Here is a 25,474-nt window from a genome sequence, read left to right as displayed (position 1 = left end):
TCGCGGTTGTGTTGGCGGATACGCGGAGTCATTCCGTGATCCGTATGCCGAGGCTATTGATGCTGCGATTGCCTACTCCGGCGCTCTGGTTCAACTGGACCACGCCACGGCTGTTGCTAAAAGCGCTGTCGTCTATCGAGACAATGCGCTCTCCGCTTAGCGGCTCTGTTGCACCTGAGATACTTGACGGTCTGACGCTTTGTTGCGCCAGAGCACTGTCATCCAACCCCTGCGGAAGACCACTGGCGATCCGCATGGCATTGATCTGTTGGTTGCTGCTACCGGCGCCCTGATTGATACCTACAACACCGCGGCTGTTGGCAAATGAGTTGCCGCCGATGCTGGCGCTGGCAATGATCCCAGCTGGGTTGGTCGCTAAGTTGTCAGTGCTCTGTCGCACGTTGATTGCTGCTGTGGCTTGCGCATTAGCACCGCTGCCAATGGCTAGGGCGCGGGCGTTGGCCTGCTGCTGGTCATCGCCGGCAGCCTGATTAATCATCAGTACGCCCTGATGGTTTTGGCCGCTTTGATCGAGGCTGGCAGTGGCGTGCATGGCCGGCTCGGCCAGCAATAATTGGCTGCACAGGGCGCTTGCGAGAAAGAGCGTTAGCTGGCGCATGTCATTGTCCTAAGCTCATTTTTTGCAGGGGGCGCAAACCCGTTTGTATGGCGCCGTTGACCCGCCCGCTGAGACCACCTGCTGTGCTCCCGGTGGCGTTGCCTCCGATGGCGGTACCAAGCCCAGGCACACCATTACCGCCTGACTGCGTCATGCTGTTTGACGATGAAAGGCTATTGGTTTGTCTTGTCAGTGCGCTGTTGGATACCGACAGGCCGGTGTTGATATGGGCAAAGTCGTTGTCACTAAGCTCGGTGCCAGCATTGCGTGGCCCGCTGGCCTGGACAGTTAGCGGATTGGGATCGGGTACTAGTTCTGTTCGGGTGGCGGCTCGTGGTTGAACCTCACGAGTGAGGATTATTAAGCCGTTATCTGCGTACACCGGATTGTTCAGTAACACCACCATCAGTGTGGTGCCCAGCAACCCTGTGGATGTGATGCTGCTGAACTGCTTGTTCATGGTTATGTTCCCTCTGTGAAGCGCTGTATCCATGGCGATAGACAACGCAGAGAACATGCCACTAAATTAATTTCTTTTAATATCAATTAGATAGTAACTATCCAGACCTGCTTTATCGCGCATGTGTAAAGCGCGTGAGATTTGGGCTTCAAGTAAAAACGCCTTTAAAACATAGAGTTGTATGACTGCGCGGGTGCAGCCTGCTTGGCGGGCGTCGCAATGTGTAACAGTGCTGAAACAGGTGCAGGCTGAAGTGTCAGCTGGGCTGCCGGGTAACGTGCAGTCGCTGTAATGTCCTGAGCATCGGGTATGCCTGACTTTGCGAGGTTTCTGGTGTGCTCAAATAATTTGAACGTGCTGATGATTACTCTGTAACGCTGGATGGGTTTTCAGGGGATGGCCGCTGAGTCTGAGCCAGTGCATGCCCACTCTCTGTGTAGAGGTACTTATGGGCATGAGGCGGGACTAAAGCGGTCATTGAGACGCTGGGTTTGAGCCGCTCATGTCATGCGGAGCGCAAATCAACATGTGCCGACTGAGCTGAGGCTTGCTTGGGTCATCAACTCGATCAATCAGTAGCGAGCAATCGGTCGGATACTTGCTGTCCGTCAGCGCACTAAAGCGCCTGTGTCGCTGTCAGATCTTTCGGGAGTAATCCTTGGTGGCGACAACGGTCGTTGCTGTACCTGCGGTCGAGGGAGGCCGCCATGCCCTATAAAACTATGCTCTTGGCGTTGTTGCTTATGTCTCTAAGCAGTTGTGCGGTCTACGGTGGCGGCAGTGGTTATGGTAATCACCGTTATGATCGAGGGCATTCGAACACCTATTACCAAGTGCAGCGCTATCCGGTGTATGTGGTTCCGCAGCCGCGGCGCTACCAGACCCACCGCCATGACGGACGCCGCTATGATGATCATCGTCAACCGCCGCGTTATTACGCACCGGCCCCGCAGCCACGCGATTACCAGGCGCGTAGGTATCAGAAACGCCATGATTACCGCGTAACACAACCGCGTGCTGGCTGGGATGGCAATCGTGATCACGACTATTCGCGCGGCCATCAACAGTCACGCCAACAGCGTTACGATGCGCAGCGTGATGAAGACCATCGCCGGGATGAGCGGCGTGGCTGGGATCAGCAGCGCTGATCGTCGAACGGCTGGAGAGGAAAGGGCGTTTCAGGCACTGCGCGCTAAGAGCAATAACGGCGCGTGGGGCCACTATTTGCTGAGCTAAGACCTTAGCGCTAGCAGCCACTATCTCTATAAATGCGGGCTTTGCTGCGCGCTTTTGTTGCGTTGAAACAGTAAAGGTCTTGTGCTGTTGGCCCGAGTCAGATCAGTTCTGACTCATCGTCATTAATCAACCGATGCAAGCCGCCTAGTGCATCCCGCGCCTTGCTCCGGCCGACCAACTTGCTCTGCGCCGCTTCCGGCAGATCGGTAATGCGCACCACACCCTTGCGGATTAGCACGGTGATCAAATCTTCCAGCACCCGGATCATGTCCAGGTCGCTCTGTTCCAGTTTAAGCAGGCTGCTTTCGGCTATCTGATTGGCATACCAAGCTTGAGCCTCATGGCTGTCAGCCTGTAATTCGCCATCCATACCTTCGAAAGGCGCTGCTTCAACTTGTTGCAGATTGCCCCAGGTATCCCGCTTCACGTAAAGCATTGTTGACTCCTCGTGTTGGGGTGTACTCAGTCAATACCCCCGCTAAGTAATGGTAGCGGGGTTATTGCAAGCCGCTGTTGGCGAGCCGCGCAGTTATTACGCAATATCTTCGATAAACAGTTGCTGCACCACCGAGAAGTCCTGCTTGCCCTTGCCTTGCTTGAGCAGTAGGCGATACAGCTGTAACGCCAGTGCTCCCATCGGCGTGCTGCTGCCGCTGGCTTGGGCGGCTTCTTGCGCAAGACCGAGGTCTTTAGTCATCAGTTCGGCCATAAAGCCGCCGCTGTAGCCTTTGGATGCCGGGGCGTTTTCCATGACCCCGGGCCAAGGGTTGTACTTCTCCAAGGTCCAGTTACCGCCTGAACTCTGGCGCATGATCTCGGCCAGCACCGCCGGCTCCAGGCCGTTGGCCACGCCCATTGCCATGGCTTCGGCGGTGGCGATCATCTGTACGGCCAATACCTGGTTGTTGCACACCTTGGCCACTTGCCCGGCTCCATCGGGGCCGGCGTGGAAGATGTTCTTGCCCATGACCTCGAACAGCGAACGGGCTTTTTCTAGGGTTGCTGCCGCGCCGCCAATCATAAAGGTCAGGGTGCCGGCTGCTGCACCGGCGGTGCCGCCGGAGACCGGTGCATCGAGCAGTTCGATACCATGTTCGTGCGCTGCCTTGTGCACCTTGCGTGCGACCTCGGGAGCGATGGTCGAGCACTCCAGCACGAGACACCCAGGCTTGAGCATGGCCAGTAGGCCGTTATCACCCAGGTACAGGCCTTCGACATGACGACTGGCGGGCAGCATGCTGACCACCACACTGGCACCTTGCACGGCATCCAGTGCGCTGCTGGCGACCTGGGCGCCATCCTTGGCTAGTTCGTCCATAGCTGCCTGCACCAGGTCGAAGACGCTGAGGTTGAAGCCGGCCTTGAGCAGGTTACGCGCCATGGGCAGGCCCATATGGCCGAGGCCGATAAATGCGATCTGGGTCATTGTTAAGCTCCTGTCGCGCTAAATATTTCTTTTTTAGAAGCTGGCCATGCTTGCGAAAGGGTATCGCGGTCATGGTCAGCTCCTTCCCGGAGGTGGCTTACAGCCGTGTAGGGTGGATGACGCTTCACCCATCCACCAGCTGCGGTCTTATCGGTGGATGAAAAAAGCGCCATCCACCCTACAGATTCGCCAATGGGTGTTCGCCTTCCCAGGCCGGCGTGAAGTGCGCGTCGATCACTGCGTCGGGGATGTTTGCCACATCCGGCCAGTGCCACTGTGGCGCGTGGTCCTTGTCGATCAGGCGCGCGCGCACGCCTTCGGGGAATTCCGGGTGACGGCAGCAGTTCAGACTTATGGCGTATTCCATGCGGAATACTTCGGCCAGAGACAGTTGTTTGGCGCGCTTGATCTGTTCCCACACTAGATGCCCGGTCAGCGGGCAGCCGCCGGCCAGGGTTTTGCCGGCGCGGGCCAGCAGCGCGTCGCTATCGTCTTGCAGGGCACTGATAGCGTGCCAGGTGTGGGGCAGATCTGCCGTATCGAGCAGTGCATCGATGCGTGCCCTGCGGGGCAGCCATTGGGCTTCGGGTAACTCAGGCAGGGCCTGGTTTTCCAGTGCCTTGAGTAGGCTATGCAATTGTTGTTCGCTCTGCTCCTGCCAGTTGAGTTGTGCCAGGCCATCGAGCAGGTCGGCCTGTTGGTTGTCGAGCAGCACGCGGTCGGCCAGGTCCAGCTGCAGTGCGTCCGTGGCGTTGATGCTACTGGCGGTCAGGCCGAGGAACAGGCCGAGCTTGCCGGGCAGGCGCGCGAGGAACCAGCTACCGCCTACATCCGGGTACAGGCCGATGTTCACTTCAGGCATGCCCAAACGGCTGCCTGGAGTGACGATGCGAATGCCGGCACCTTGCATCAGGCCCATGCCCCCACCCAGCACATGGCCGTGAGCCCAGCAGATAAACGGTTTTGGGTAGGTGTGGATGCGGTGGTCGAGGCGGTATTCGTCGGCAAAAAAGCGCCGCGCCAAGGGTGGTATTTCACCGGGATGCTCGCGGCATTGTTGCGCCAACTGCACCACGTCGCCGCCGGCGCAGAAGGCCTTGGGACCATTGCCTCGCAACAGTACACAGGCAATGCTCGGGTCTTCGGCCCAGGTTTTGAGCTTGGCATCCAGCGCTTCGATCATCGGCAGCGACAGGGCATTTAGGCTCTTTTCGGCATCCAGGCTGGCGATGCCAATGCGCATGCCGTGTTGGGCCGGGCGCTCTTCGAATTGCACGTTCATCTGTGTTTCCAGCGTAGGGTGGATGACGTTTTATCCATCCACCGAGTGAGGCCATGGTGGATGTTAAAAACGACATCCACCCTACGGATTTGCGTTGCCTGCGTGGAAAACCGCGCAGGGTTTTCCATCAGTCGGCGGATCATTTATTGCGCCACTGCGGGTCGCGTTTTTCCAGAAAGGCGTTGACCCCTTCACGGGTGTCATCGGCGTCGAACAGGTCGACAAAGCGCTCCCGCTCCTCACTCAGCCAGGTGTTCGGGCTGCGCTCGCGTGCGCCCTGGATCAGTGGCTTGATGGTGCGCACGGCCACCGGGCTTTGCCGCGCGACCTTGGCGGCCAGCAGCAGGGCATGGCCGCGGGCTTCACCGCTGTCGACCACTTGCTCAACCAAACCAATGCGCAGGGCAGTTTCCGCGTCGAGGCGCTCGCCGCAGAGAATCATCCGCTTAGCCCAGCCTTCACCGATCAGCCAGGCCAGGTTTTGCGTACCGCCTGCGCAGGGCAGCAGGCCTACCGAGGCTTCCGGCAGGGCCATTTGTGCCTGACGTTCGGCGATACGGATGTCGCAGGCCAGGGCGCACTCTAGGCCACCGCCCATGGCATAGCCGTTCAGTGCGGCAATCGACACCCCGCGAAAATCGCGCAGCGCTTCGAAGGCCTCACCGAAGCGCCGGGCCATTTCGCGCGCGCGGGCCTTGTCGCCATCGGCAAATAATTTGAGGTCGGCGCCGGCGCTGAAGAACTTGCCGCCTTGGCCGGTAATCACCAGCGCATAAATATCATCGTCGCGGTTGAGATGCTCAATCAGCTGCTTGAGACCAATCAGCGAATCGCGGTCCCAGGTGTTGGCGGGCGGGTTGTTGAGGGTGATCAGTGCCGTGTGGCCGTGTTTTTCCACGGTGATCTTGTGAGTCAGGTCGAATACACCAGGGTTATAGGGTTCGATGGCGTGGCTCATGGGTGTCCTCATGTAGGCTGATGCAGGCGCGGATTACTGCCACCTGCGGGTAAAGGATTCAGGCTCTATAAAAGGCGATCAAGCATGCCGCCTTGGTCAAGCAGACGGCGGGCGATGATCACCCGCATGATTTCGTTGGTGCCTTCGAGAATCTGGTGTACGCGGCTGTCGCGCACCCAGCGCTCCAACGGGTAGTCGTTTAGATAACCGTAGCCGCCATGCAGTTGCAGCGCCTCGTTGCACAGGGTGAAACAGTGGTCGGTGGCAAAGCGCTTGGCCATGGCGCAATACAGGCTGGCTTCGCTGTGGCCGTGGTCGAGTTTATGCGCGGCCAGGCGCACCATCTGCCTGCTGGCGGTCAGGTCAGTGAGCATGTCGGCCAGCTTGAATTGCAGGGATTGGAAGTCGCTGAGCGGCTTGCCGAACTGTTTGCGCTCCTCGACATAGCGCAGTGATTGCTCAAGCGCCGCTTGCGCCGCGCCCAGCGAGCAGCTGGCGATATTGATGCGGCCGCCATCCAGGCCCTTCATCGCATAGACGAAACCCTGGCCTTCCGGGCCGATGCGATTGCCTGCTGGAATACGCACCCCTTCAAAGGTGATGGTGCGGGTGGGTTGCGCGCGCCAGCCCATCTTCAGTTCGTTACGGCCGTACTTCACGCCCTCGGCGTCGGCTGGCACCAGGAAGCAGGAAACGCCCTTGGCGCCGCTGTCTTCGCCGGTCCGCGCCATCACGATCAACACATCGGTTGAGCCTGCGCCGGAGATAAAGCATTTGCTGCCGTCGATTACATAATCGTCGCCATCGCGTCGGGCGCGGGTGCGCAGGTGCGCGGCGTCGGAGCCGGCGTCTGGTTCGGTGAGGCAGTAGGAAGCGAGCAGTTCACCGCTGACCAGTCTTGGTAGCCAGGCGTCTTTCAGCGCCTGATCGGCGAAGGAGGCGAGCATCCACGCGGCCATGTTGTGGATGGTCAGAAACGCCGTGGTGGCGATGCAGCCGGCCGACAGTTGCTCGAAAATCAACGAGGCCGATAGCCGTGACAGACCGAGGCCGCCGTCGTCTTCGTTGATATACAACGCCAGGTAGCCTTGCTCGGCGGCCTGCTTGATCACATCAACCGGGAAGTGGTGGTCGCGGTCCCAGTCGGCGGCATGCGGTGCTAGCTCACGGCTGGCAAATTGGCGCGCGCTATCAACCAACAGGCGTTGCTCTTCGCTTAGTTCAAAATCCATTACTGATCCTTACGGGAATGGTCATCCCGAATAACTAGCCGGGCCGGCTCGTGACCTGCTCGGGGGTGATCTTATTTAAGTTGAATGGTCATGTTGGCGCTGCTGACCAAGGCATCTTCATCAAACCAGCGGCTGGTGACCGTCTTGGTTTCGGTAAAAAAGCGCACGCCCTGTTTACCATAGGCATGCAGGTCACCGTAAAACGAACCCTTCCAGCCGGTAAAGGAGAAGAACGGCAGGGGTACCGGCACTGGCACATTGATGCCGACCTGGCCGACCTCAACCGCATGCTGATAATGCCGCGCAGCGCCGCCGGAGCGGGTAAAGATCGAGGTGCCGTTGCCATAAGGGCTGGCGTTGACTAGTTCAATGGCCTGTTCCAGGCTGTCGACCTCCATGCACACCAGCACCGGGCCGAAGATTTCTTCGCGGTACAAGCTCATCTTTGTAGTCACGCCGCGAAACAGGGTAGGGCCGACCCAGTTGCCGTTGGGGTAACCCTCAACCGCGCAATGCGAGCCATCGAGCAGGCATTCGGCGCCCTCGGCTTTGCCCTCGGCAATCAGGCGAATCACCCGTTGTTTGGCTTGCTGGCTGATCAACGGGCCGAACGCCGCGTGGCCATCGGTCCAGTAGCCGGGTTGCAGATCGGCCATTTGTGCTTGCAACTCGTCGATCCATTGCTTCGACTCGCCAACAAACACCGCCACGCTGATCGCCATGCAGCGTTGCCCGGCTGCACCGCAGCTGGCGCCGACCAGGTTGCTCAGTACCTGCTGCTTATTGGCGTCGGGCATGATCACCATGTGGTTCTTCGCCCCGGCAAACGCCTGTACGCGCTTCAAGTGCGCGGTGCCGGTGCGGTAGATGTGTTGGCCGACCGGCACCGAGCCGACGAAAGAAATAGCGCGGATATCCGGGTGAGTCAGCAGGCTGTCGACCACCTCGCGCGCGCCGTGCAGCACCTGCAACACGCCTTTGGGCGCGCCGGCTTCGATAAACAGCTCGGCCAGACGATTAGGCGTCAGCGGGTCCTGTTCGGATGGCTTGAGAATAAAGGCATTACCGGCGGCAATAGCCAGCGGGAACATCCACAGCGGAATCATCGCCGGGAAGTTGAACGGGGTAACGCCCACGCACACGCCCAGCGGCTGAATCCAGCTTGAGGTGTCGATGTCGCGCGCCACGTTTTCCATGGTTTCGCCCATCATCAGGCTGGCGATGTTGCAGGCCTGCTCGACCACCTCGATGCCGCGCCAGACATCGCCCTTGGCGTCGGCCAGGGTTTTGCCGGTTTCGCCGGCGAGAATTTCCGCCAGCTCGTCGTGATGTTCTTTAAGCAGGTGCTGGTAGCGCAGCATCACCCGTGCGCGATCCGAGACGGGCACTTCACGCCAGGTGAGGAAGGCGGCCTTGGCACTGGCAATCGCCGCTTCGATTTCTTCGGCCGTGGCCTTGGGCACCAGCGCCAGAACGTCCTGCGTCGCCGGGTCGGTGACTTCGATAAATTCGCGGGCGCGACTTTCGCGCCATTCACCGTCTATCAACTGTGGGATTGCCTTGGCCATCGCTCCTCCGGATGAGTCTCTGTTGGACTCGATTGTTGTTTTATCCCTGTTATAGCCGCCATGAGCCGCTTTGTGGATTGACGATCTTGGCTGCTAGATGGACTATCTTGCGATTGAAGTGTGCGCGGATAGCCGAATGCCAGCCTATGTCGATACCTCCAACTGGCCACTGCCAGCCAATGGTGTGCGCTTTATCACGCCACCCCGGCTGCGTCGCTTGCTGGCCCGCAGCCCACTGGCGCAAGGCTGCTATCCGTTGGCGCTGGGGTTTTATCCGCAGGCGCAGGGGCACCGTATGCACCGCCCACTGCCGGACGACCATCTGTTGATCTATTGCCGCGCGGGGCAGGGCTGGCTGGATACGCCTGATGGACGATTAGCTGTCAGTGGCGGCGACTTGTTAGTGCTGCCAAAAGGTGTTGCCCACACCTATGGCGCAGACGCACAAAAGCCCTGGACCCTGTACTGGGTGCATTTTGACGGTGAGCTGGTGGCGGACTTTCTCAAACCGCTAGGCAGTGGGCCGCTATGGCGCATTGGCGTGCAGCCACGGTTGCTGGCGGAGTTCGACGCGCTGCTGAATTTGCGTAAGCAAGGCTTGAATCTGGCGCATTTCATCCATGCGGCGCACCAGTTGCAGGTGCTGCTGACCTCATTGGCAGTGCTGCCGGCACGCACCACCTTGAAATCCGGACGGGTGCTGGATGTGGACGCCGTACAGGCGGTCATGCGCGCGCATTTGCATGGCTCGCTTAACCTCGATGAACTGGCCGCGCAGTTCAAGCTGTCGCGCTTTCACTTCGCCAAAACCTACCGTGCGCTGACCGGGCATGCGCCGATTCAGGAGTTTATCCAGCTAAAAATGGCTCACGCCTGCCGCCTGCTCGATGAAGGCGAGCAGGGCATTCGTCAGGTGGCCGAGCAGTTGGGTTATGACGATGTGTATTACTTCTCGCGGCTGTTTCGCAAAGTGGTGGGCATGGCGCCCAGTCATTACCGGGCGCTGCATCAGGGCTGAGTTGAAATGTATCTGGGGCAGGCGGCAGGTTTCGGCCAATAGCTGTTGGTTGTGACTGACTGAAGGGCTTGCTTGGCGAGCGCTAAGGTTTCCGTTGTTAGGACCCGAGGGGCGTAGCGGGTTGTTCGTATGAATTTAGCAGGTCGCCCCCGCTTGCTCCCGATGTGTGCTCGGCGAAGCAGTCTCGACGCGCCTGCAAGGCCGGATTTGTGATCCTCCTGCGTGAAGTTGATCTCCTTCTTTAGCTCACTTGTAGTCGTCTGGGTATTGCGCTGCGGGCTTCGGAGTAGATCGCCCAGAAAACGCCGCCCAAGACCAGCAACACACCTAACACCTCCATAGAGCCAGGCAGCGCCCGGGCCAGCAAGTAGCTGTAAAGCAGGGCGCAAAGGGTTTCGAAGACGATCATTTGACCGCCAATGGATACCGGCAAGCGCTGGGCTGATGCGTTCCACAGCGCGTTGGCGACCCAGGAGCCACCAATGGCCATGAAGAGTGCTGTCATCATAAACGTGGAGAGTCGTCCGGGGGCTAGGTTGGTGGGTAATAGCTGAGGCTGAGTCAGGACCACCATGACGGTCAGCAGCAGGGCCACGAAACCGGTTGTTATGCCCAGCAGCGTTGACCATTCCCTTGGGCTGAAGCGGCCTGTTTTCAGTTGATGGGCATTGCGTAATGCAAACCATGACCATGACAGCACACCGAGTCCTGCGTAAGCGGCGCCCAGAACTTGGCGCATGCTGCCTTCACCGCGAATGGCTTGCATGACGGCTGGAAGATTGATCCAGATGATGCCGGTGATGATCAGGGCGAGCGAGGTCAGCATTGAGCGCAAGCTGGCCTGACTGAAGCGGCGGCCCATGAGCATCACTGCTACGGGTATGAGTCCATTGATAAGGGAGGCTGTGGCGATGCCGGCATACTGCACGGCTGCACTCAACAATATGAAGTAAACCAGGTTGCCAGTCAGTGCCAACTCAAGCAGTAGGAGCTGATCCTGGCGAGTCAGGCGGCTAATCAGTGAGCGCGCGATGGGCATTGCAACAAGGGTCGCAAACAGCCCGTAGAGCAAAAACCGTACGCAGCTGATCACCACCGGATGAACGTCCGGAATCAGCGAGGGCGCGACAATCACGGCTCCCCACAGGGCGCCTGCCATGCCTCCTTGGACTATTGCTGTTCTCATATCGTTCTGCCCCCTCAGTTAGGCGCAGAGATTACGGTATGATTCTGGAGCCTAGCAGCGACATTGATGCATATTGCTATTCCGTTTTGGCATACATTCAGTCGAGTAAACTTAGTGTCCGGACGCTTTCGCCAACTTCCTCCGCTCGATACGTTAATTGCCTTCGAGTCCGTTGCCCGCTTGGGGAGTTTCACCCGCGCCGCCGATGAGCTGTGCGTGACCCAAAGCGCGGTCAGCAAACAAGTGCGCACACTCGAGCAGGCACTCGGCGTTGCACTGTTCATTAGGGGCGCGCGGGGCGTCGAGCTTTCAACCGCGGGCGGGCTCTACCATCAGGATGTCGTGCCAGCACTGCAACGCATACAGGTGTCGGGGCAGCGGATTAGCTCAACACACAACCCCAATACCGTCAGCGTGCTGGCGACCCATGCCGTCTCTCAGTTTTGGTTATTTCCACGCTTGCTCAGTTTCAATGCCCTGCACCCGGAAATCACCATTCACATCCATGCCAGTAACGAGATCATGCCTTTTATGGTGCCCGACCATGATCTGGCGATTCTTTATGGCGCAGGCGATTGGCCAAGTTTGGAGGCGACCGCGCTTATCCCCGAGGTCATCTATCCGGTGGCTTGCGCTGGGGTTTTAGGTAGCGAGGTGCAAACGCTCGAGGAGCTGGCCGGTCTGCCACTGATTCAGCTGGCTTCGTCATGGGACTGTATCGAGTGGCGTGACTGGTTTGCTCACTTCGATATTGCCTACCAATCGCCTAAGTCAGACCCCACGTTCAACCAGCTCACCCTGACGTACGCTGCGATTCAAGAAGGCAGAGGAGTTGGTCTCGCCTGGGCGTTTATGGCGCAAGAGGCGATAAGCAAAGGTGAGCTGGTACGGGTGACTGATTTTTGTGTTGAAACGGGGCTGGCCGAGTTCGTCGTGCATGACCGCGCCCGGCCAATGTCGGTAGCCACAACGCTATTCAGGGATTGGCTGATAGAGGGCGCTGCAACGCGCGTCGGCCCGCCACCACATTCACAGGTTTAACCCGTGAAGCGCAAACTCAGCGCTCGGTCAGGGTTAGGGCGTCAGACTGTCGCTATTGGCCGGGTGTGTTGGTCACCACCGGCGGGAGTCGGCAAGTAGTAGCCATTCAAGGGCGGGAACTAACACGCATTGCTTCCCTGAGGTCAATGCTCTGCTTGACCAATGTCGATTTATCGATATATCGTATTTTATGGATATAGAAAACGTTATTGCCGCTCTAAACAACCCTGCACGGCGCAGAATTCTTGAATGGTTGAAAGACCGGTCAAACTTTCCCCCCTCTCTGCCTGAACATGCGGATTTGGATGGTGTATGTGTTGCCTACATTCAAGAGAAGGCCGGGCTTTCGCAATCAACAATCTCAAACTACATGGGTGTGCTAAAGCAGGCTGGGTTGGTGCTTGCTGAGCGTCATGGGCAGTGGACGTTTTACCGGCGCAATGAGGGAAACATTCAGGTGTTTCTCGACGAGGTTGCTAAGGAGTTATTGAAGCCCTAGGGGTTAGATGAGAACTGCGCACGCAGCCTTTTCTGCGCATTTAAAACGAAATATCGAGATATTACGATGGGGTTCAAGATGACGCAGCCAATGATCACGCATGAATACTCAGCCACGGGAAATGTACTGAGCCGCCCGCTTGAGCTTCCTTGTGGAGTGATTCTGAAAAATCGACTGACAAAGTCAGCGATGTCGGATTCGCTTGGTGATGGGAAAGGTAATGCTACTGACGCACAGGCGCGGCTCTATGAACGCTGGGCGGAAGGTGGCGTGGCGTTATCGCTAATTGGCGAGGTGCAAGGAGATCCGCGTTATCCCGAAAAGCCCGGAAATTTAGTGCTGGGAGCTGATGCCGATTTAGGGGCGTTGCGATCTTTGGCTCGTAGAGGTTCAGCTGAGGGTGCGCATCTTTGGCCGCAACTCGGACACGCCGGGGCGCTTTCCCATTTGCCTATCAGCCGCCCCAAGGGCCCATCCCCGCTGGATATAGAAGGGCTGCAATGTGTGGGCATGACCAGCACTGACATTGGAGAGTTGACGGGTATCTACGCCAGGGCTGCGTTCATTGCCAAAGAAGCAGGATTTGGCGGTGTGCAAATTCATGCCGGACACGGATTTCTGTTGAGCCAATTTTTATCGCCATTATTCAATCACCGGACAGACGGATATGGCGGCTCAATAGAGGCGAGATTCCGCCTCGTTCGCGAGGTGATAGGAGCAGTTCGGCAGGCTGTTGGCGCTTCGTTTGCGATAGCTATCAAGATCAATTCGACCGATAAACTGCAAGGTGGATTGACGGAAGACGAGGCTCTAGAAGTAGTTCGCATGCTCGATCAAACATCGATTGATCTGATCGATATCAGCGGCGGGACCTATTTTCCGGGCGCTGCTTCAAGTTCAGATAGCCCCTCTGCACGCGGGCCGTATTTCCTTGATTTTGCCCGTCGAGCGAAAAAATCGACCGTCATTTCTGTCATGGCAACCGGTGGCTTTAAAACGCGACAACAAGCAGTTGATGCTCTAGACAGCGGCGCTGTCGATATGGTCGGCATCGGTCGTGCCATGGCGCTTAATCCGAATCTTGCGCGCGATTGGTTGAGCGGCAGTAGCGGCGACCCTAAGTTTCCAACGTTCGTTACATCGCCTCCCGGTGGAGTAACCGCTTGGTACTCGATGCGATTAACGGCGCTCGCAGAAGACCGTGAGGATGACTTCAGTTTGGATTTAGAGACCGCCATTAGCCTCTATGACTTGCGCGATGCAGGCCGTTGCAAAGACTGGAAACTTGCTTTCCGGGTCTGACAAGCGGCGCTTAGATCATTCAAGTCGGCGTTGGTCTGCCTCTTAACGGTTACTTGGGTCGACAGCCGGCAGTCACAACCATTGCCAGTCTCTAAATCGAGCAACTCGGCCTTCAGCAACTGAGCGAAAGCGGCTTGTTTCGGCGCGGTACCAAGCACTCGCCTTGACTTGCATGGACTCCTTCCTTAGCGTGCCGTCTCCGTTGTTACAGGCAGGAAATAGGCATGAGCGCTGCAGAAAACGTCAAACTCGAAGCGGGCTGGAAAGCGGCGCTGCAGGATGAGTTCGAGAAGCCCTACATGCGCGAACTGGGCGACTTTCTACGCGCAGAGAAGGCCGCGGGAAAAGAGATTTATCCACCGGGTGCGCTGATTTTCAATGCCTTGAATTCCACGCCGTTGGCGCAGGTCAAGGTGGTGGTGATTGGTCAGGACCCTTACCACGGTGCGGGCCAGGCCCATGGCCTGTGTTTCTCGGTGCAGCCGGGCGTGAAAACCCCGCCGTCATTGGTCAACATCTATAAAGAGCTTAAGCGCGACTTGAATATCGATATCGCCAGCCACGGCAACCTGCAGCGTTGGGCGGAGCAGGGCGTGCTGCTGCTCAACACCTCGCTTACAGTCGAGCATGGCATCGCCGGCTCCCACGCCAAGATCGGTTGGCAGGCCTTTACCGACAAGGTCATCGAAGTGGTCAGCCAGCAGCAACCTAGCCTGGTGTTCCTGCTCTGGGGCGCGCATGCGCAAAGCAAAGAAAAACTCATCGATAGCAGCAAGCACCTAGTGCTGAAGTCGGTACACCCGTCACCGCTATCGGCGCATCGCGGCTTTATCGGCAACGGCCATTTCAGTCGCTGCAATAAGTTCCTCCAGCAGCATGCGCTGAGTCCGATCGACTGGCGGCTGTCTGAGGTTTAAGCCTGGCACTGCTGCTCGACAAGGTCACGGCGCAGGTCGCGCAGGCGATGGGCCAAGCGCTCGCGCTGTGCTGCATCGGCACTGCTCAACAGCTGGCTGAACAGGGTGGCGAATGCTTGACGCGAACGGTCATAACTGGCGCGGTACGCGTCGCTGTAGAACGCTTCGCGTTGCTGTAACAGGCGGGTCAGCTGCGGTGCGAAATCAGCACTGTCAGGTTCGGCGAGCACGCTTCGCAATTGCTCCTGCCATCGCTGGCGATTCTCCAACCACAGGCGGGTTTGCTCACTGAGGCTATTAGCCCAGTCCGCAAGGTGTTCATTTTGTGCGCTGTTAAGGCGGCCCAGCCAGGGTCTCAGGCGCTCCTGCATGCGCTCACGGCGTTCGCTGATCTGGGTGTTCAACGGTGGGTCGAGGAAGTCCTGACGGTCCTCTACGTTGTCCTCTTCGAGCGCAGCGAATAGCTCGCTGACCTGCTGCTCACTCAGCCCCTGCAGTAGCACAATTACGGTAGGGGTGATCTCGACGCTGATGCGTTTGAGCGCGGCATCGAACTGGCCGAATTGTTCAAGCAACCGGACGCTATCCGGTTGCGGCTGAGCGAGGATGCTTTCGGTGCTGTGCAGCCAGTCGATATAGCGTGGCAGCTCGCTGCTGCAGTGCCATTGCAGGTGTTTCTGTAGGCGCGGTTTGAGCCAGGCCTGTTGTTGAGCATTGAGGTTCAAGTAGTCGTTCAGTCGCCAAGGCACCAGCCAGTCCAGGTTGCGATAGGCCAATCCTAAACGGCTACAGGCTGTAATCAGCAGGCTCAGGCAGAGCAATAGCAGCAGCGTTTTCACGGCAGGCCAGCGCAGCACATTCATCCAGGTTGCCTCGAAGGTTAAGCCTGAGATTACGCCAGACGCACATGCCTGCGTGGTAGTGGACATATCTGCTAAACAAAAACTGCCCGCGCCACAGGCAAAAAAGAGCCCGCGCAAGGCGGGCTAAACGTGGTCGATGAGGGGTTTCAGCTGCGCTGCCAGAGCCTGAATAAGGGTTCGGCGAGGAACATCACCAAAAACAGCCGCAGCACCTGTAAAGCAGTGACTAAGGCCACCGAGAGTTGCAGGGCTTCAGCCGTCAGGCACAGTTCAGTGATGCCGCCAGGCATCATGCCGAGCATCAGCGAGCTTTGGTTGGCCCCGGCCAGCCAGCCGAGGCTTTGACCCAAGCCCGCGGCGGCGAGCATGGCGAGTAGGCTGAACAGCAGAATGCGCGCGAGAAAGCCCGGCGCGCTGCGAAAGAACGTGCGGTCGAAGTGACAGCCCAGAGCGCAGCCGATCAGCCACTGGCCGATTTGGCCCAAGCCATCAGGCAACCCCAAATGCAGGTCGAAACTCACGCTGGCCAATGCACACACAGTTAGCGGGCCGAGCATCCACGGGTTGGGTTGTTTCAGCTTGCCCCACAGCCACGCCAACAACGCACCCCCTGGTAACAGTATCGCCAGCCATGGCCAGCTCACCGGTGCGGGCGCTGGAGGCGCGATGGGGGGCAGGCTCCAAGTGAAGATCGCTGGGATCAGCAGCACGACGAGCAGCAACCTTAGGCTGTGGGCGGCCGCGACCTTAGCGGTTTCGGCGTTGTGCCGTTGCGCCAGATTGACCATCTCGCTGGCACCGCCGGGCATGCTGGCAAAGAATGCAGTGGCGCGATCCAGGCCAGCGCGACGCAGCAAGGTGATGCCAATTAGGCTGAGCAGCAGGGTAATCAGCGCGCCAAACAGAATGATCGCAAAGTGGCTGAGCAACTCAGTGAATACCGCTTGGGTGAAGTGCAAGCCAATGGCGCTGGCGACCAGCCATTGGCCGGTCTTGCGCCCGCCGGGCACCTCGCTGATCAGCCAGCCGCTGCAGCGCGCGACAATAACGGCCAACAGCGGGCCGATGATCCACGGCAAAGGCCAGCCGATCAGACTGGCCAAGGCGCCGCCGGCAAGACCCACCAGTGGGGTGGCCCACCAGCCTTGCCAGCCCGTGAGTGCAGGCAGTTTAGGGGCTGTTGTCATTTCATTTGGAGCTCGCGATGAAACGGCAATAGACCTTACACATTGGCCAGTTGCGCCGCACGACGTGCCCGCCACCAGCGCAGCCCCGGCATGCCTAGCATCACGGCAGTGAGTGCCCACAAACCCAGGCTGATCGGGCTGTGCCAGAGGATGTTCAGGTCGCCTGCTGAGATCGACAGGGCGCGGCGCAGGTTGTCTTCCATCAGTTCTCCGAGGACGAAGCCGAGGATTAAGGCCGAGAGCGGGAAATCCAGCTTGCGCAAGATATAGCCGAATACGCCGAGGCCGACCATCAGCACCAAGTCGAAGGTAGTGCTGTGCACCGCGTAGACGCCGACCATGCTGATCACGGTGATCGCTGGCACCAGCACCCAGTTGGGTACGCTGAGCATGCGCGAGAATAGGCCGACCAGCGGGATGTTCATCACCAGCAAAATCACGTTGCCGATAAACAGCGAGGCAATCAGGCCCCAGACCACATCGGGCTGTTGTTCAAACAACAGTGGGCCAGGGGTGATGTTGTACAGCGTCAGCGCGCCGATCATTACTGCTGTGGTGCCGGAACCGGGTACGCCAAGGGTCAGCATGGGGATCAGCGAGCCGCAGGCCGAAGCGTTGTTAGCCGCTTCTGGCGCTGCCAGGCCGCGCAGGTCGCCTTCACCAAACTTGCCTGTACTACCGGCCATGCGCTTTTCAGTCATATAGGTCATGGCGCTGGCGATGGTGGCGCCGGCGCCTGGCAACGTGCCGATAACGAAACCGGCGACGGCGCTGCGCACCATAGTCCAGAAGGTGAAGGTGAACTCTTTGAAGTTGAACAGCAGGCGACCGCTGGCCTTTACGGCTTTCTGGCCGTTGTGGGTTTTTTCCAGCATCAACAGCACTTCACTGACGCTGAAGAAGCCGATCACCACGATGACGAATTGGATGCCGTCGGAGAGGCTGACGCTGCCGAAGGTGAAGCGGTATACGCCGGTGGTTGAGTCCACACCGACGGTGGCCAGTGCCAGGCCGATCAACGCGGCCATCAGGGTTTTCATCGGTTTGTCGCCAACCATGCCGCCGAGGCAGGCGATAGCAAAAATCATCAGCACGAAGTACTCGGCCGGGCCGAAGGCCACCGCCCATTTCGCCAGCAGTGGCGCAAATAGAACTACACCGCAGGTGGCGATGATGCTGCCGATAAACGAGCTGACGGCAGACAGCGACAGGGCGATGCCGGCCTTGCCCTGGCGGGCCAGCGGATAACCATCAAGGGTGGTCATCACAGCCGCGGCATCACCCGGTACGTTGAGCAAAATAGCGGAAATGCGTCCGCCGTATTCACAGCCCAGGTACACGGCAGCCAGCAGGATCAATGCGGTTTCCGGTGGTAGGCCGAGGGCGAAAGCCAGTGGCAGCAACAGCGCTACGCCGTTGATCGGACCCAGGCCGGGGAGCATACCGACGATGGTGCCGACAAAGGCACCGAACAGCGCCATCAACAGGTTTTCCGGGCGCATGGCGACCTCAAAACCTTGCATCAAGAAATTCAGGGTTTCCATTTTCAGCTCTCCACAAAGGCTTCGAACAGGCCGAGGGGTAGCGGCACATCCAGCAGGTAATCAAACAGGACATACAGCAGCACACCCATCAGCACAGCGGTGATGGCGCAAGGAATCGGGCGGCCGGTAAACAGCAGGCCAAGGGCAAAGGCAGCCAAGGCGGTGCTGATCACAAAGCCAAGGGTTTCAAACAGCAAGGCATAAGCCAGCAGCGTCAGTACGCACAACGTGGCGCGTAGCGCGGCGCGGCGGTTGAACCGTTGCTCAAGCAGGCCGGGCTTGAGCAGCAGCCACAAACTACCGGCAGCCATCAGCGCCAGCAGCAACAAGGGATAAGCGCGCGGACCCACAGGGTCGTAGGCGAAGGGTGCCTGGAAGCCCCAGGCAATAACGGCGAGAACGGCGCAAAACAGCAGCCAGCTCGCGGCGAACAGGCGAACGTACATGATCAATTACCTAGTCGGGAGTCGGGGTAGAACTTGAAACGTAGGATGGATCGGGCCGCGGCTAACCCATCCTACGGAGTCTCACTGGCGTGGTTACTGGACCAGGCCGAACTCGCCTGCCAATGCCTTGTATTCTTCAACTTGCTTGAAGACCAGGGCTTTCAGCTCATCACCGGTGACTGCCAGGGGCAGTAGGTCACGCTGTTCGCGCAGGGTGGCGAAGTCTTCGCGGGCCAGCAGGCTGTCGAACTGCTGCTTCCACCAGTTGTATTGCTCGTCAGTTACCTCTGGGCCCATGTAGAAACCGCGGATCACCGGCCAGCTGATGTCGTAGCCCTGTTCCTTGGCGGTTGGGATATCGGCCAGCTTACCCGGCAGACGCTCATCAGCGAGTACGGCGAGGATGCGTACCTTCTTCGCTGCCAGCTGCGGGGTGACTTCACCCAAGCCGCTTGAGGTGACCTGCACGTGACCGCCGAGCATGGCGGTGAGGGTTTCGCCGCCGCCTTCAAAAGCTACATAACGCAGGTTTTTTGGGTCGATGCCGGCTAGGCGAGCGATCAGTGCCGTCTGCATCCAATCCTGACCACCGATGGTGGCGCCCGCACCGAAGACGATACTGCCAGGTTCTTTTTTCAAGGCCTGCACCAGATCATCCAGGTTCTGATAAGGCGAATCGGCGCGCACGGTGATCGCGCCATAGTCAGTGCCCACGGCGGCCAGCCAGCGCACACCTGTTTCGTCGTACCGGCCGAACTTGCCTTGCGCCAGGTTGAGCAGCGAGCCGCTGGAGAAGGCCGTGATGGTGCCTGCGTCATCGGCGCGCTGGGCAATTACTGCGTTATAGGCCACCGCGCCAACGCCGCCGGGCATGTAGGTCACGCGCATCGGTGCTTTCAGCAGGCCGCTGTCTTTCAGTCCGCTTTGCGCCAGTTTGCAGGTCAGGTCGAAGCCGCCACCGGGCTTGGCCGGGGCGATGCATTCCGGGCGTTTGGGTTCAGCCGCCAGCAGCTGGCCGGCAAAGGCCATACAGGCGGTAGCGAGGGCGATGCGGGTAAAGGCAGTTTTCATGGTGTGTTCCTCTGAATTCTTATTTTGGATTACCAGATCGGCAGCGTGTAGCCGACGATGACGCGGTTTTCGTCCGCGTCGCGAGCGAAGTCAGACTTGAAGCTGGCGTTGCGCAAACGTACGTAAACATCTTTCAGCGGACCGCTCTGCACCACGTATTTCACTTCGATGTCGCGTTCCCACTCGCCACCGGTGTCGTTGCTGCCGGCAATCTGCGCATCGCTGCCTTTGATATAGCGGGTCATAAAGCTCAGGCCAGGTACGCCGAGCTTGCCGAAGTCATAGTCGTAACGCGCCTGCCAGGAGCGCTCGTCGGCGTTGGCGAAGTCGTTGATCTGCACGAAGTTGACCAGAAACGGATCGCTGCCATCGATATAGGCGTATCCCGTGTCGCCGCTCATGTCCTGAAAGCCGAGCCCCAGTTTGTGGCCGGCAATGGCGTAGGTGAACATGGCGTTGAAGGCGCGGTTGTCGACCTTGCCGGCATTGGCGGCGCCACTGTCCTTGCTCAACATCATCCGCACATCGGCACTCAGGTTGCCATTGCCCAAGGGCTGGCTGGCGAGCAGGCCGAAGAAGTGCTGGCGGTAGATGTCATCGAGGTCGGCGAAGTAGTAACGACCTTTGAGTTGTTTGTTGAAACTGTAGTCGAGGCCCATCAGGTCCAGGTGGTCAGCGGTAACGCCGCCGGCGAAGCGCTTATTTTTACTGTTGAGGATTAGCTCTTCGGAGTTGGTCGAGGCGCGGTCGATCACCTTGTCCAGACGTCCGCCAGTAAAGGTCAGGCCTTCTAGCTCGGAAGAAGTCAGCAGGCCGCCTTCGAACACTTGCGGCAGCAAACGACTGTCACTGGCTTTGACTACGGGTAGCTCAGGGATGTGCGAGCCATAGCGCAGCTCGGTCTTGGAGACCTTGATTTTACCGGTTAGGCCCACACGGCCGAATTGATCTGGGGTGCCGCCATCGTCCTGCACTGGGAGCAGGTCGGTGCCCGTGCTGCCGCCGCCCGAGTTGAGCTTGACGCCGAGCATACCCAGGGCGTCCACACCGAAACCGACAGTACCTTCGGTGTAGCCGGACTGGATGTCGAGGAGGAAGCCCTGACCCCATTCGTCACGCTTGTTCTGCTGGCTGCTGGTGCCTTCACGGAAGTCGCGGTTGAGGTAAATGTTAGTTGTGGTCAGGCTGGCTTTGCTGTCGGCAACGAAATCGGCGTGGGCCGCGGGGGCAAGCAGGGCTGTGCTGATGGCTAGGCTAAGCAGATGAACAGGCGAAAGTGCCCGATATGATGCAGTCGGCATCCTGTGGTCTCCATTGTTGTTTTTGTCACGGCTGCGCGCCACTGCGCAGGTCGTTTAGGTAGGTGGGTCGAGCCACCTGAGACCGATGTTAGAGGGGCAAGCTTTCACCAGGCTTTCAGCTTGAAAGAAAGTGCCTAGGACGTTCGCAGCAGCCTTTGCCCCGTTACACTGGGCGCATAACAACAAGTTCGTGGAGTACTACTGCCGTGCGAGTCCTACTGGTCGAGGACCATCTGCCCCTGGCTGCAAGCGTGGCCCAGGCCCTGCGTGGCATCGGGCTTAGCGTGGATATGCTGCACGATGGTGTAGCCGCTGATCTGGCCCTGAGTAGCGAGAACTACGCCTTGGCGATTCTCGATATAGGCCTGCCGCGCCTCGACGGTTTTCAGGTGCTGACCAGGCTGCGTGAACGCGGCAAGAACCTGCCGGTATTGATGCTGACAGCGCGTGGCGAGGTTAAAGACCGTGTGCACGGTCTCAATTTGGGGGCGGATGATTACCTGGCGAAACCCTTCGAGCTGAGTGAGCTGGAAGCGCGGGTTAAGGCGCTGCTGCGCCGCAGCGTGCTCGGTGGTGAGCGTCAGCAGCGTTGCGGCAACCTGCAGTATGACCTCGATACCCGGCGCTTTACCCTGGCCGATGCGTTACTCACCCTGACCTCCCGTGAACAAGCTGTGCTGGAGGCGATGATTGCCAGGCCGGGCCGGGTGATGAGTAAGGAGCAGTTAGCCGCTCAGGTGTTTGGCCTGGACGAGGAGGCCAGCAGCGACGCCATTGAAATCTATGTGCATCGCCTGCGTAAAAAGCTTGAAGGCGGCGGGGTGAAAATTGTCACCTTTCGGGGCCTTGGTTATTTGCTGGAGGCGCTGGGTGACGCCGCGCAGTAAGCTCGCAGTGGCTGCGCCCGGGAGCTTACGCGGGCGCTTGATCCGCCGCTTGGCGCTGCTGTTGACGCTGATTTTATTGGTCAGCAGCTTGAGCGCTTACTGGAGTGCGCGGCATGCCGCTGATACCGCCTATGACCGCACCTTGCTGGCATCGGCGCGGGCGATTGCCGACGGCCTGTACACCACGGCGGGGCGCTTGAATGCCAATGTGCCCTATGTGGCGCTGGATACCTTTGCCTATGACAGCGCCGGACGCATCTACTACCAAGTGTTGGATATGCAGGGCGCTCTGGTGTCCGGTTATGAAGATCTGCCTGCGGCCCCGCCAGGGACCAAACGTACCGAAGACTATCCGGCGTTGGCGCATTTCTATGACGCTGAGTATCGCAATCAGGGCGTGCGGGTGGTCAGTCTGCTGCAACCGGTCAGCGAGCCTGGGCTCAATGGCATCGCGGAAATTCGCGTGGCGGAAACTCAGGGCGCGCGTGAGCGCATGGCCCGCGAGCTGCTGCTCGGCACCTTATTGCGCATGGGGTTGCTGTCGTTGAGTGCCTTACTGCTGGTGTGGTTAGCGGTGAGTGCCGCGCTGCGTCCGTTGGATGCATTGCGTCTTAGCGTGGCGGCACGTACCAGCGAGGATTTACAGCCGTTGTCGGAGGTCGGTATGCCGCGTGAGCTGCGCCCTCTGATTAATGCGCTCAACCAGTTCAATGAGCGTCTGCGTAATTTGTTCGAGCGTCAGTCACAGTTTATTGCCAATGCCTCCCATGAGTTACGTACGCCGTTGGCGGCCCTTAAAGCGCGGGTCGAGCTTGGCCTGCGCGCGCAGGAATCAAAAGTCTGGCGTAGCACCCTGGAAGAAGTTGCGCAGAACACCGACAAACTGACCCATCTGGCCAATCAATTACTTTCTCTGGCGCGCATCGAAAGCGGCGCACGGGCGATTGCCGAGGGAGGTGCGCAGCGTCTGGATTTAAGCCAGCTGGCCCGCGAGCTGGGGATGGCATTGGCGCCCTTGGCCCATGCGCGAGGTATTGCTCTGGCATTGGAAGCTGAGCAACCGGTGTGGGTCAGCGGCGAGCCGACCTTGCTCAACGAGCTGCTGTGCAATTTGTTGGATAACGCTCTGGCGCATACGCCGGTTGGCGGCAATGTGATTTTGCGGGTGCTACCGAGTATTGTGCTGGAGGTCGAGGATGATGGTCCGGGTATTCCAGCGGAGGCGCATGAGCCGGTGTTTGCTCGGTTTTATCAGCACAGCAGTAAGGGGGCGGGAGCGGGCTTGGGGCTGGCGATTGTCGGTGAGATCTGTCGCGCCCATCAGGCGCAGATCAGCCTGCATCAGGCGCAGCCGCAGGGGTTGCGGGTGCGCGTTGAGTTTGTTGCAGCGCCCGAGTGAGTGGGCGCTGCAACAATGTTGCGGGAGGTTGTCCGGCGTTACTGCAGCATGCTCATGGCCGCTTCCATGGCAGCCGATAGGTCTTCGTCGTCATTGAGGTTCTGGCTCGGGTCTAGGCCGAGTTTGCGGAATGCCGGGATCTGGCTCCAGTCCAGCTGGGTGTAAGGGTGCTCGCTGCCCAGATAGCTCTGCAGGGTGGCGACTTGAACGATATCGACATAATCGACTTTGGCGCTGTCGCGGGTGAAGTCGAGGTGCTGGCTGGGGACCATGGCGATCTGTTCGGGGAACTCCCAGGTGCGCAGGATTTTGTCACCAATGATCGGGTGAATCTGCTCGATCACGTGGTTGAGGCTAATGGAGTCAGCCAGGAGTTCGCTGTGATCTTCGGCGTAGGTGAGGATTGGCAGTATGCCGATCTGATGCACTAGGCCTGCGAGAGTGGCCTGGTCCGGCATCAGGCGGGTGTAGTGCTTGCAGAGGACGTGGCAAATACCTGCGATTTCGGTGCTTTTGTTCCACACTTCGCGCATCTTGCGATCCACTACGTCACTGGTGGCCTGGAACATCTGCTCCATCGCCAGGCCGGTGGCCAGGTTGCTGGTGTAATTGATACCCAAGCGGCCGACTGCCATCTGCAGGTCGGTGATTTCCTTGCTGGTGCGCAGCAGTGGGCTGTTAACTACCTTAATGATGCGCGCGGTCAGCGCCGCGTCGTTACCGATGACCTTGCTCAGATCCGCAATTCCGACGTTCGGGTCTTCCGCCGCTTCGCGCACCCGCAGGGCGACTTCGGGCAGTGTCGGCAGCACCAGTTCATCCCTGTCGATAGCCAGGAGCAGTTCTTCTTGGACTTTTTCGGCAAGCTTACTCATGGGCAATTCTCTTTAGGCGGTGAGGCAAAATAAGTGTAATTAAAAGGTGCGCGACTATTAGCGCTGTATTTCGCGGTCTGAATCCAGTGTATAGGGCAAATCAAGCACGCTCAGCGGGCTACCCTCGGCAGAGCCCAGGTGAATGTTGCCATTCAGCACGGCATCGCTTTGCAGCACGGCGAGCAGCTCGACGCCCGTTTCGCTGCGGGCTGCCAACACAACCTCGCCGACACTGGAGGTGTGTGAGGGCGAAAACAATCCAGTGGCTGCTTCTGGCACTTGATCGCCCTGCAGTTCGAGGCGATACAGGTGGCGTTTGAGTTTGCCCAGGTATTGCATGCGCGCAACGATTTCCTGACCGGTGTAGCAGCCTTTTTTAAAGCTCACGCCGCCCACGGCCTGCAAGTTGATCATCTGCGGGATAAACAGCTCGCGAGTGTTACCCGTGACTTGGCCAATCCCGGCGCGCACCTGTGCTAATAGCCAGTCGTTGAGCGGCGCCTCTGGCAGCTGGCTGGCCAGTTGGGCCTGCACGGCTGCGGCCTGGGCGGCGGGTATCCACAGCTCGACGCGGCCATCACTCAGGCGCAGGGCCAGCAATTCATTGCCATGGGTCACGCTGTCGACTGTCGCTGATAGCTCCAGGCCGAGGCTGCGTAGGACGTTATCGCCACCGCTTAAGCCAATACGCAGCCAGTCGCTGCTTTCGTCGGCAAGTTTGGATTTGCTGAATGCAGCGTATTTTTTCAAGTCGGTCAGCTGCGCTTCAAGCAGCTCGCTGGCCATTGCCAATAAATAGCCGTCACTGACCATCACGATGCGAAAGCTCGACTGCATACGGCCTTTGGGTGTGCAGCGCGCACCGAGGCTGGTGTGGCTATCGCTCAGGTAGTTGAGGTTGCAGGTGACTTGGCCCTGGAGGAACTTATTAGCGTCTGGGCCGCGTACGGCGAGGATGCCTTCGTGGCTGAGGGTGCAATAGAACGCGGTATCGGCCATGGTGGATTAGGTATCACTGGATAAAAATTAGGGTGCTCATCATAGAGCGCGCCTCGCCCCTTGTCAGCGCTTGCCGCCGCTTCGGCGCAGCGCATTGCTTGCGCATGTTCAACAGGGGCGCTTTTCATCGGTATACTGCGCGCCTTATCCAAGGAGCA

General features: G+C 58.9%; 25 protein-coding genes. 8 read left to right on the top strand and 17 right to left on the bottom strand.

The annotated features are described in order from the left end of the window. Positions 1-28: 28 nt before the first annotated feature. On the bottom strand, positions 29-619 hold the full coding sequence (locus tag BMZ32_RS18990; protein WP_090245015.1) for a hypothetical protein: 591 nt from the start codon (positions 617-619) through the stop codon (positions 29-31). Between the two features lies 1 nt (position 620). Beyond that, a complete protein-coding gene (locus BMZ32_RS18985) occupies positions 621-1,079 on the bottom strand; it encodes a hypothetical protein (RefSeq protein ID WP_139213975.1) in 459 nt (152 codons plus the stop codon). A gap of 707 nt (positions 1,080-1,786) precedes the next feature. On the opposite strand from BMZ32_RS18985, the gene BMZ32_RS18980 reads away from it, so the two are divergent. Beyond that, positions 1,787-2,227 carry a hypothetical protein gene (locus tag BMZ32_RS18980; RefSeq protein WP_090245010.1) on the top strand — a complete coding sequence of 147 codons (441 nt, stop codon included), beginning with the start codon at positions 1,787-1,789 and terminating at the stop codon, positions 2,225-2,227. A gap of 185 nt (positions 2,228-2,412) precedes the next feature. Here the strand turns inward: BMZ32_RS18980 and BMZ32_RS18975 are convergent, their stop codons facing one another. The 6 genes from BMZ32_RS18975 to BMZ32_RS18950 form a co-directional block, all read right to left on the bottom strand. Next, positions 2,413-2,751 (bottom strand): tryptophan synthase subunit beta, encoded by a 339-nt coding sequence (locus BMZ32_RS18975; protein WP_090245007.1) that lies wholly within the window; start codon positions 2,749-2,751, stop codon positions 2,413-2,415. Positions 2,752-2,847: 96 nt separating this feature from the next. Beyond that, positions 2,848-3,741, bottom strand: coding sequence for a 3-hydroxyisobutyrate dehydrogenase (mmsB, locus tag BMZ32_RS18970; protein ID WP_090245004.1), 894 nt, complete (start codon positions 3,739-3,741; stop codon positions 2,848-2,850). 178 nt (positions 3,742-3,919) lie between these two features. After that, entirely contained in the window at positions 3,920-5,023 is a 1,104-nt protein-coding gene (locus tag BMZ32_RS18965; protein WP_090245002.1) for an enoyl-CoA hydratase/isomerase family protein, read from the bottom strand. Positions 5,024-5,162: 139 nt separating this feature from the next. Then, positions 5,163-5,981 (bottom strand): enoyl-CoA hydratase, encoded by an 819-nt coding sequence (locus BMZ32_RS18960; protein WP_090244999.1) that lies wholly within the window; start codon positions 5,979-5,981, stop codon positions 5,163-5,165. Between the two features lie 65 nt (positions 5,982-6,046). Next, positions 6,047-7,213 (bottom strand): isobutyryl-CoA dehydrogenase, encoded by a 1,167-nt coding sequence (locus tag BMZ32_RS18955; RefSeq protein WP_090244997.1) that lies wholly within the window; start codon positions 7,211-7,213, stop codon positions 6,047-6,049. Between the two features lie 71 nt (positions 7,214-7,284). After that, positions 7,285-8,781, bottom strand: a complete 1,497-nt coding sequence (locus tag BMZ32_RS18950; protein WP_090244994.1) for a CoA-acylating methylmalonate-semialdehyde dehydrogenase — start codon at positions 8,779-8,781, stop codon at positions 7,285-7,287. A 136-nt stretch (positions 8,782-8,917) separates the two neighbouring features. On the opposite strand from BMZ32_RS18950, the gene BMZ32_RS18945 reads away from it, so the two are divergent. Beyond that, a complete protein-coding gene (locus BMZ32_RS18945) occupies positions 8,918-9,799 on the top strand; it encodes a helix-turn-helix transcriptional regulator (RefSeq protein ID WP_090245078.1) in 882 nt (293 codons plus the stop codon). Between the two features lie 241 nt (positions 9,800-10,040). Here BMZ32_RS18945 and BMZ32_RS18940 read toward each other — a convergent pair whose 3' ends face one another. Further along, complete coding sequence (locus BMZ32_RS18940) at positions 10,041-10,958, bottom strand: DMT family transporter (RefSeq protein WP_167376783.1); 918 nt, start codon at positions 10,956-10,958, stop codon at positions 10,041-10,043. A 93-nt stretch (positions 10,959-11,051) separates the two neighbouring features. On the opposite strand from BMZ32_RS18940, the gene BMZ32_RS18935 reads away from it, so the two are divergent. From BMZ32_RS18935 to ung, 4 genes are all read left to right on the top strand, one after another. After that, the gene (locus tag BMZ32_RS18935; RefSeq protein WP_208598746.1) at positions 11,052-12,026 is read left to right on the top strand and encodes a LysR substrate-binding domain-containing protein; all 975 of its coding nucleotides are present in this window, start codon (positions 11,052-11,054) and stop codon (positions 12,024-12,026) included. 190 nt (positions 12,027-12,216) lie between these two features. After that, on the top strand, positions 12,217-12,525 hold the full coding sequence (locus BMZ32_RS18930) for an ArsR/SmtB family transcription factor (RefSeq protein ID WP_090244989.1): 309 nt from the start codon (positions 12,217-12,219) through the stop codon (positions 12,523-12,525). 90 nt (positions 12,526-12,615) lie between these two features. After that, complete coding sequence (locus tag BMZ32_RS18925; RefSeq protein WP_208598745.1) at positions 12,616-13,827, top strand: NADH:flavin oxidoreductase/NADH oxidase family protein; 1,212 nt, start codon at positions 12,616-12,618, stop codon at positions 13,825-13,827. A gap of 224 nt (positions 13,828-14,051) precedes the next feature. Continuing rightward, positions 14,052-14,744, top strand: a complete 693-nt coding sequence (gene ung, locus BMZ32_RS18920) for a uracil-DNA glycosylase (RefSeq protein ID WP_090244987.1) — start codon at positions 14,052-14,054, stop codon at positions 14,742-14,744. Here ung and BMZ32_RS18915 read toward each other — a convergent pair. From BMZ32_RS18915 to BMZ32_RS18890, 6 genes are all read right to left on the bottom strand, one after another. After that, on the bottom strand, positions 14,741-15,607 hold the full coding sequence (locus BMZ32_RS18915; RefSeq protein ID WP_090244984.1) for a DUF6279 family lipoprotein: 867 nt from the start codon (positions 15,605-15,607) through the stop codon (positions 14,741-14,743). The genes ung and BMZ32_RS18915 overlap by 4 nt on opposite strands. A gap of 146 nt (positions 15,608-15,753) precedes the next feature. Then, positions 15,754-16,794, bottom strand: a complete 1,041-nt coding sequence (locus BMZ32_RS18910; protein ID WP_090244982.1) for an AbrB family transcriptional regulator — start codon at positions 16,792-16,794, stop codon at positions 15,754-15,756. A gap of 35 nt (positions 16,795-16,829) precedes the next feature. Further along, entirely contained in the window at positions 16,830-18,338 is a 1,509-nt protein-coding gene (locus BMZ32_RS18905; protein ID WP_090244979.1) for a tripartite tricarboxylate transporter permease, read from the bottom strand. 2 nt (positions 18,339-18,340) lie between these two features. Continuing rightward, positions 18,341-18,784, bottom strand: coding sequence for a tripartite tricarboxylate transporter TctB family protein (locus BMZ32_RS18900; RefSeq protein ID WP_090244977.1), 444 nt, complete (start codon positions 18,782-18,784; stop codon positions 18,341-18,343). A 93-nt stretch (positions 18,785-18,877) separates the two neighbouring features. Next, positions 18,878-19,855 (bottom strand): Bug family tripartite tricarboxylate transporter substrate binding protein, encoded by a 978-nt coding sequence (locus BMZ32_RS18895; protein WP_090244974.1) that lies wholly within the window; start codon positions 19,853-19,855, stop codon positions 18,878-18,880. A 29-nt stretch (positions 19,856-19,884) separates the two neighbouring features. Then, positions 19,885-21,156: an OprD family porin gene (locus tag BMZ32_RS18890; protein WP_090244971.1), complete on the bottom strand. Its 1,272-nt coding sequence runs from the start codon at positions 21,154-21,156 to the stop codon at positions 19,885-19,887. Between the two features lie 206 nt (positions 21,157-21,362). On the opposite strand from BMZ32_RS18890, the gene BMZ32_RS18885 reads away from it, so the two are divergent. Together BMZ32_RS18885 and BMZ32_RS18880 are read left to right on the top strand one after the other, a co-directional pair. After that, positions 21,363-22,043, top strand: a complete 681-nt coding sequence (locus BMZ32_RS18885; protein WP_090244969.1) for a response regulator — start codon at positions 21,363-21,365, stop codon at positions 22,041-22,043. Between the two features lie 7 nt (positions 22,044-22,050). After that, positions 22,051-23,442 carry a sensor histidine kinase gene (locus tag BMZ32_RS18880; RefSeq protein WP_090245070.1) on the top strand — a complete coding sequence of 464 codons (1,392 nt, stop codon included), beginning with the start codon at positions 22,051-22,053 and terminating at the stop codon, positions 23,440-23,442. A gap of 38 nt (positions 23,443-23,480) precedes the next feature. On the opposite strand, the gene BMZ32_RS18875 is transcribed toward BMZ32_RS18880, so the two are convergent. Both BMZ32_RS18875 and ygfZ read right to left on the bottom strand, forming a co-directional pair. Continuing rightward, positions 23,481-24,317 (bottom strand): HDOD domain-containing protein, encoded by an 837-nt coding sequence (locus BMZ32_RS18875; RefSeq protein ID WP_090244966.1) that lies wholly within the window; start codon positions 24,315-24,317, stop codon positions 23,481-23,483. Positions 24,318-24,374: 57 nt separating this feature from the next. Then, a complete protein-coding gene (ygfZ, locus tag BMZ32_RS18870; protein WP_090244964.1) occupies positions 24,375-25,316 on the bottom strand; it encodes a CAF17-like 4Fe-4S cluster assembly/insertion protein YgfZ in 942 nt (313 codons plus the stop codon). Positions 25,317-25,474: the final 158 nt, after the last annotated feature.

It is taken from the genome of Pseudomonas guineae (assembly GCF_900113745.1).
Lineage (GTDB): Bacteria > Pseudomonadota > Gammaproteobacteria > Pseudomonadales > Pseudomonadaceae > Aquipseudomonas > Aquipseudomonas guineae.
This window is presented reverse-complemented; position numbering and strand designations above follow the sequence as displayed.

Excerpts from the sequence above, each read along its gene's own strand:
- BMZ32_RS18875 (WP_090244966.1), bottom strand. The coding sequence starts at position 24,317 with ATGAGTAAGCTTGCCGAAAAAGTCCAAGAAGAACTGCTCCTGGCTATC.
- mmsB (WP_090245004.1), bottom strand. The coding sequence starts at position 3,741 with ATGACCCAGATCGCATTTATCGGCCTCGGCCATATGGGCCTGCCCATG.
- ung (WP_090244987.1), top strand. The coding sequence starts at position 14,052 with ATGAGCGCTGCAGAAAACGTCAAACTCGAAGCGGGCTGGAAAGCGGCG.
- BMZ32_RS18890 (WP_090244971.1), bottom strand. The coding sequence starts at position 21,156 with ATGCCGACTGCATCATATCGGGCACTTTCGCCTGTTCATCTGCTTAGC.
- BMZ32_RS18940 (WP_167376783.1), bottom strand. The coding sequence starts at position 10,958 with ATGGCAGGCGCCCTGTGGGGAGCCGTGATTGTCGCGCCCTCGCTGATT.
- BMZ32_RS18930 (WP_090244989.1), top strand. The coding sequence starts at position 12,217 with ATGGATATAGAAAACGTTATTGCCGCTCTAAACAACCCTGCACGGCGC.
- ygfZ (WP_090244964.1), bottom strand. The coding sequence starts at position 25,316 with ATGGCCGATACCGCGTTCTATTGCACCCTCAGCCACGAAGGCATCCTC.
- BMZ32_RS18895 (WP_090244974.1), bottom strand. The coding sequence starts at position 19,855 with ATGAAAACTGCCTTTACCCGCATCGCCCTCGCTACCGCCTGTATGGCC.
- BMZ32_RS18905 (WP_090244979.1), bottom strand. The coding sequence starts at position 18,338 with ATGGAAACCCTGAATTTCTTGATGCAAGGTTTTGAGGTCGCCATGCGC.
- BMZ32_RS18915 (WP_090244984.1), bottom strand. The coding sequence starts at position 15,607 with ATGAATGTGCTGCGCTGGCCTGCCGTGAAAACGCTGCTGCTATTGCTC.
- BMZ32_RS18990 (WP_090245015.1), bottom strand. The coding sequence starts at position 619 with ATGCGCCAGCTAACGCTCTTTCTCGCAAGCGCCCTGTGCAGCCAATTA.
- BMZ32_RS18980 (WP_090245010.1), top strand. The coding sequence starts at position 1,787 with ATGCCCTATAAAACTATGCTCTTGGCGTTGTTGCTTATGTCTCTAAGC.
- BMZ32_RS18960 (WP_090244999.1), bottom strand. The coding sequence starts at position 5,981 with ATGAGCCACGCCATCGAACCCTATAACCCTGGTGTATTCGACCTGACT.
- BMZ32_RS18925 (WP_208598745.1), top strand. The coding sequence starts at position 12,616 with ATGATCACGCATGAATACTCAGCCACGGGAAATGTACTGAGCCGCCCG.
- BMZ32_RS18945 (WP_090245078.1), top strand. The coding sequence starts at position 8,918 with ATGCCAGCCTATGTCGATACCTCCAACTGGCCACTGCCAGCCAATGGT.
- BMZ32_RS18910 (WP_090244982.1), bottom strand. The coding sequence starts at position 16,794 with ATGACAACAGCCCCTAAACTGCCTGCACTCACGGGCTGGCAAGGCTGG.
- BMZ32_RS18975 (WP_090245007.1), bottom strand. The coding sequence starts at position 2,751 with ATGCTTTACGTGAAGCGGGATACCTGGGGCAATCTGCAACAAGTTGAA.
- BMZ32_RS18935 (WP_208598746.1), top strand. The coding sequence starts at position 11,052 with ATGCATATTGCTATTCCGTTTTGGCATACATTCAGTCGAGTAAACTTA.
- BMZ32_RS18955 (WP_090244997.1), bottom strand. The coding sequence starts at position 7,213 with ATGGATTTTGAACTAAGCGAAGAGCAACGCCTGTTGGTTGATAGCGCG.
- BMZ32_RS18985 (WP_139213975.1), bottom strand. The coding sequence starts at position 1,079 with ATGAACAAGCAGTTCAGCAGCATCACATCCACAGGGTTGCTGGGCACC.
- BMZ32_RS18965 (WP_090245002.1), bottom strand. The coding sequence starts at position 5,023 with ATGAACGTGCAATTCGAAGAGCGCCCGGCCCAACACGGCATGCGCATT.
- BMZ32_RS18950 (WP_090244994.1), bottom strand. The coding sequence starts at position 8,781 with ATGGCCAAGGCAATCCCACAGTTGATAGACGGTGAATGGCGCGAAAGT.
- BMZ32_RS18900 (WP_090244977.1), bottom strand. The coding sequence starts at position 18,784 with ATGTACGTTCGCCTGTTCGCCGCGAGCTGGCTGCTGTTTTGCGCCGTT.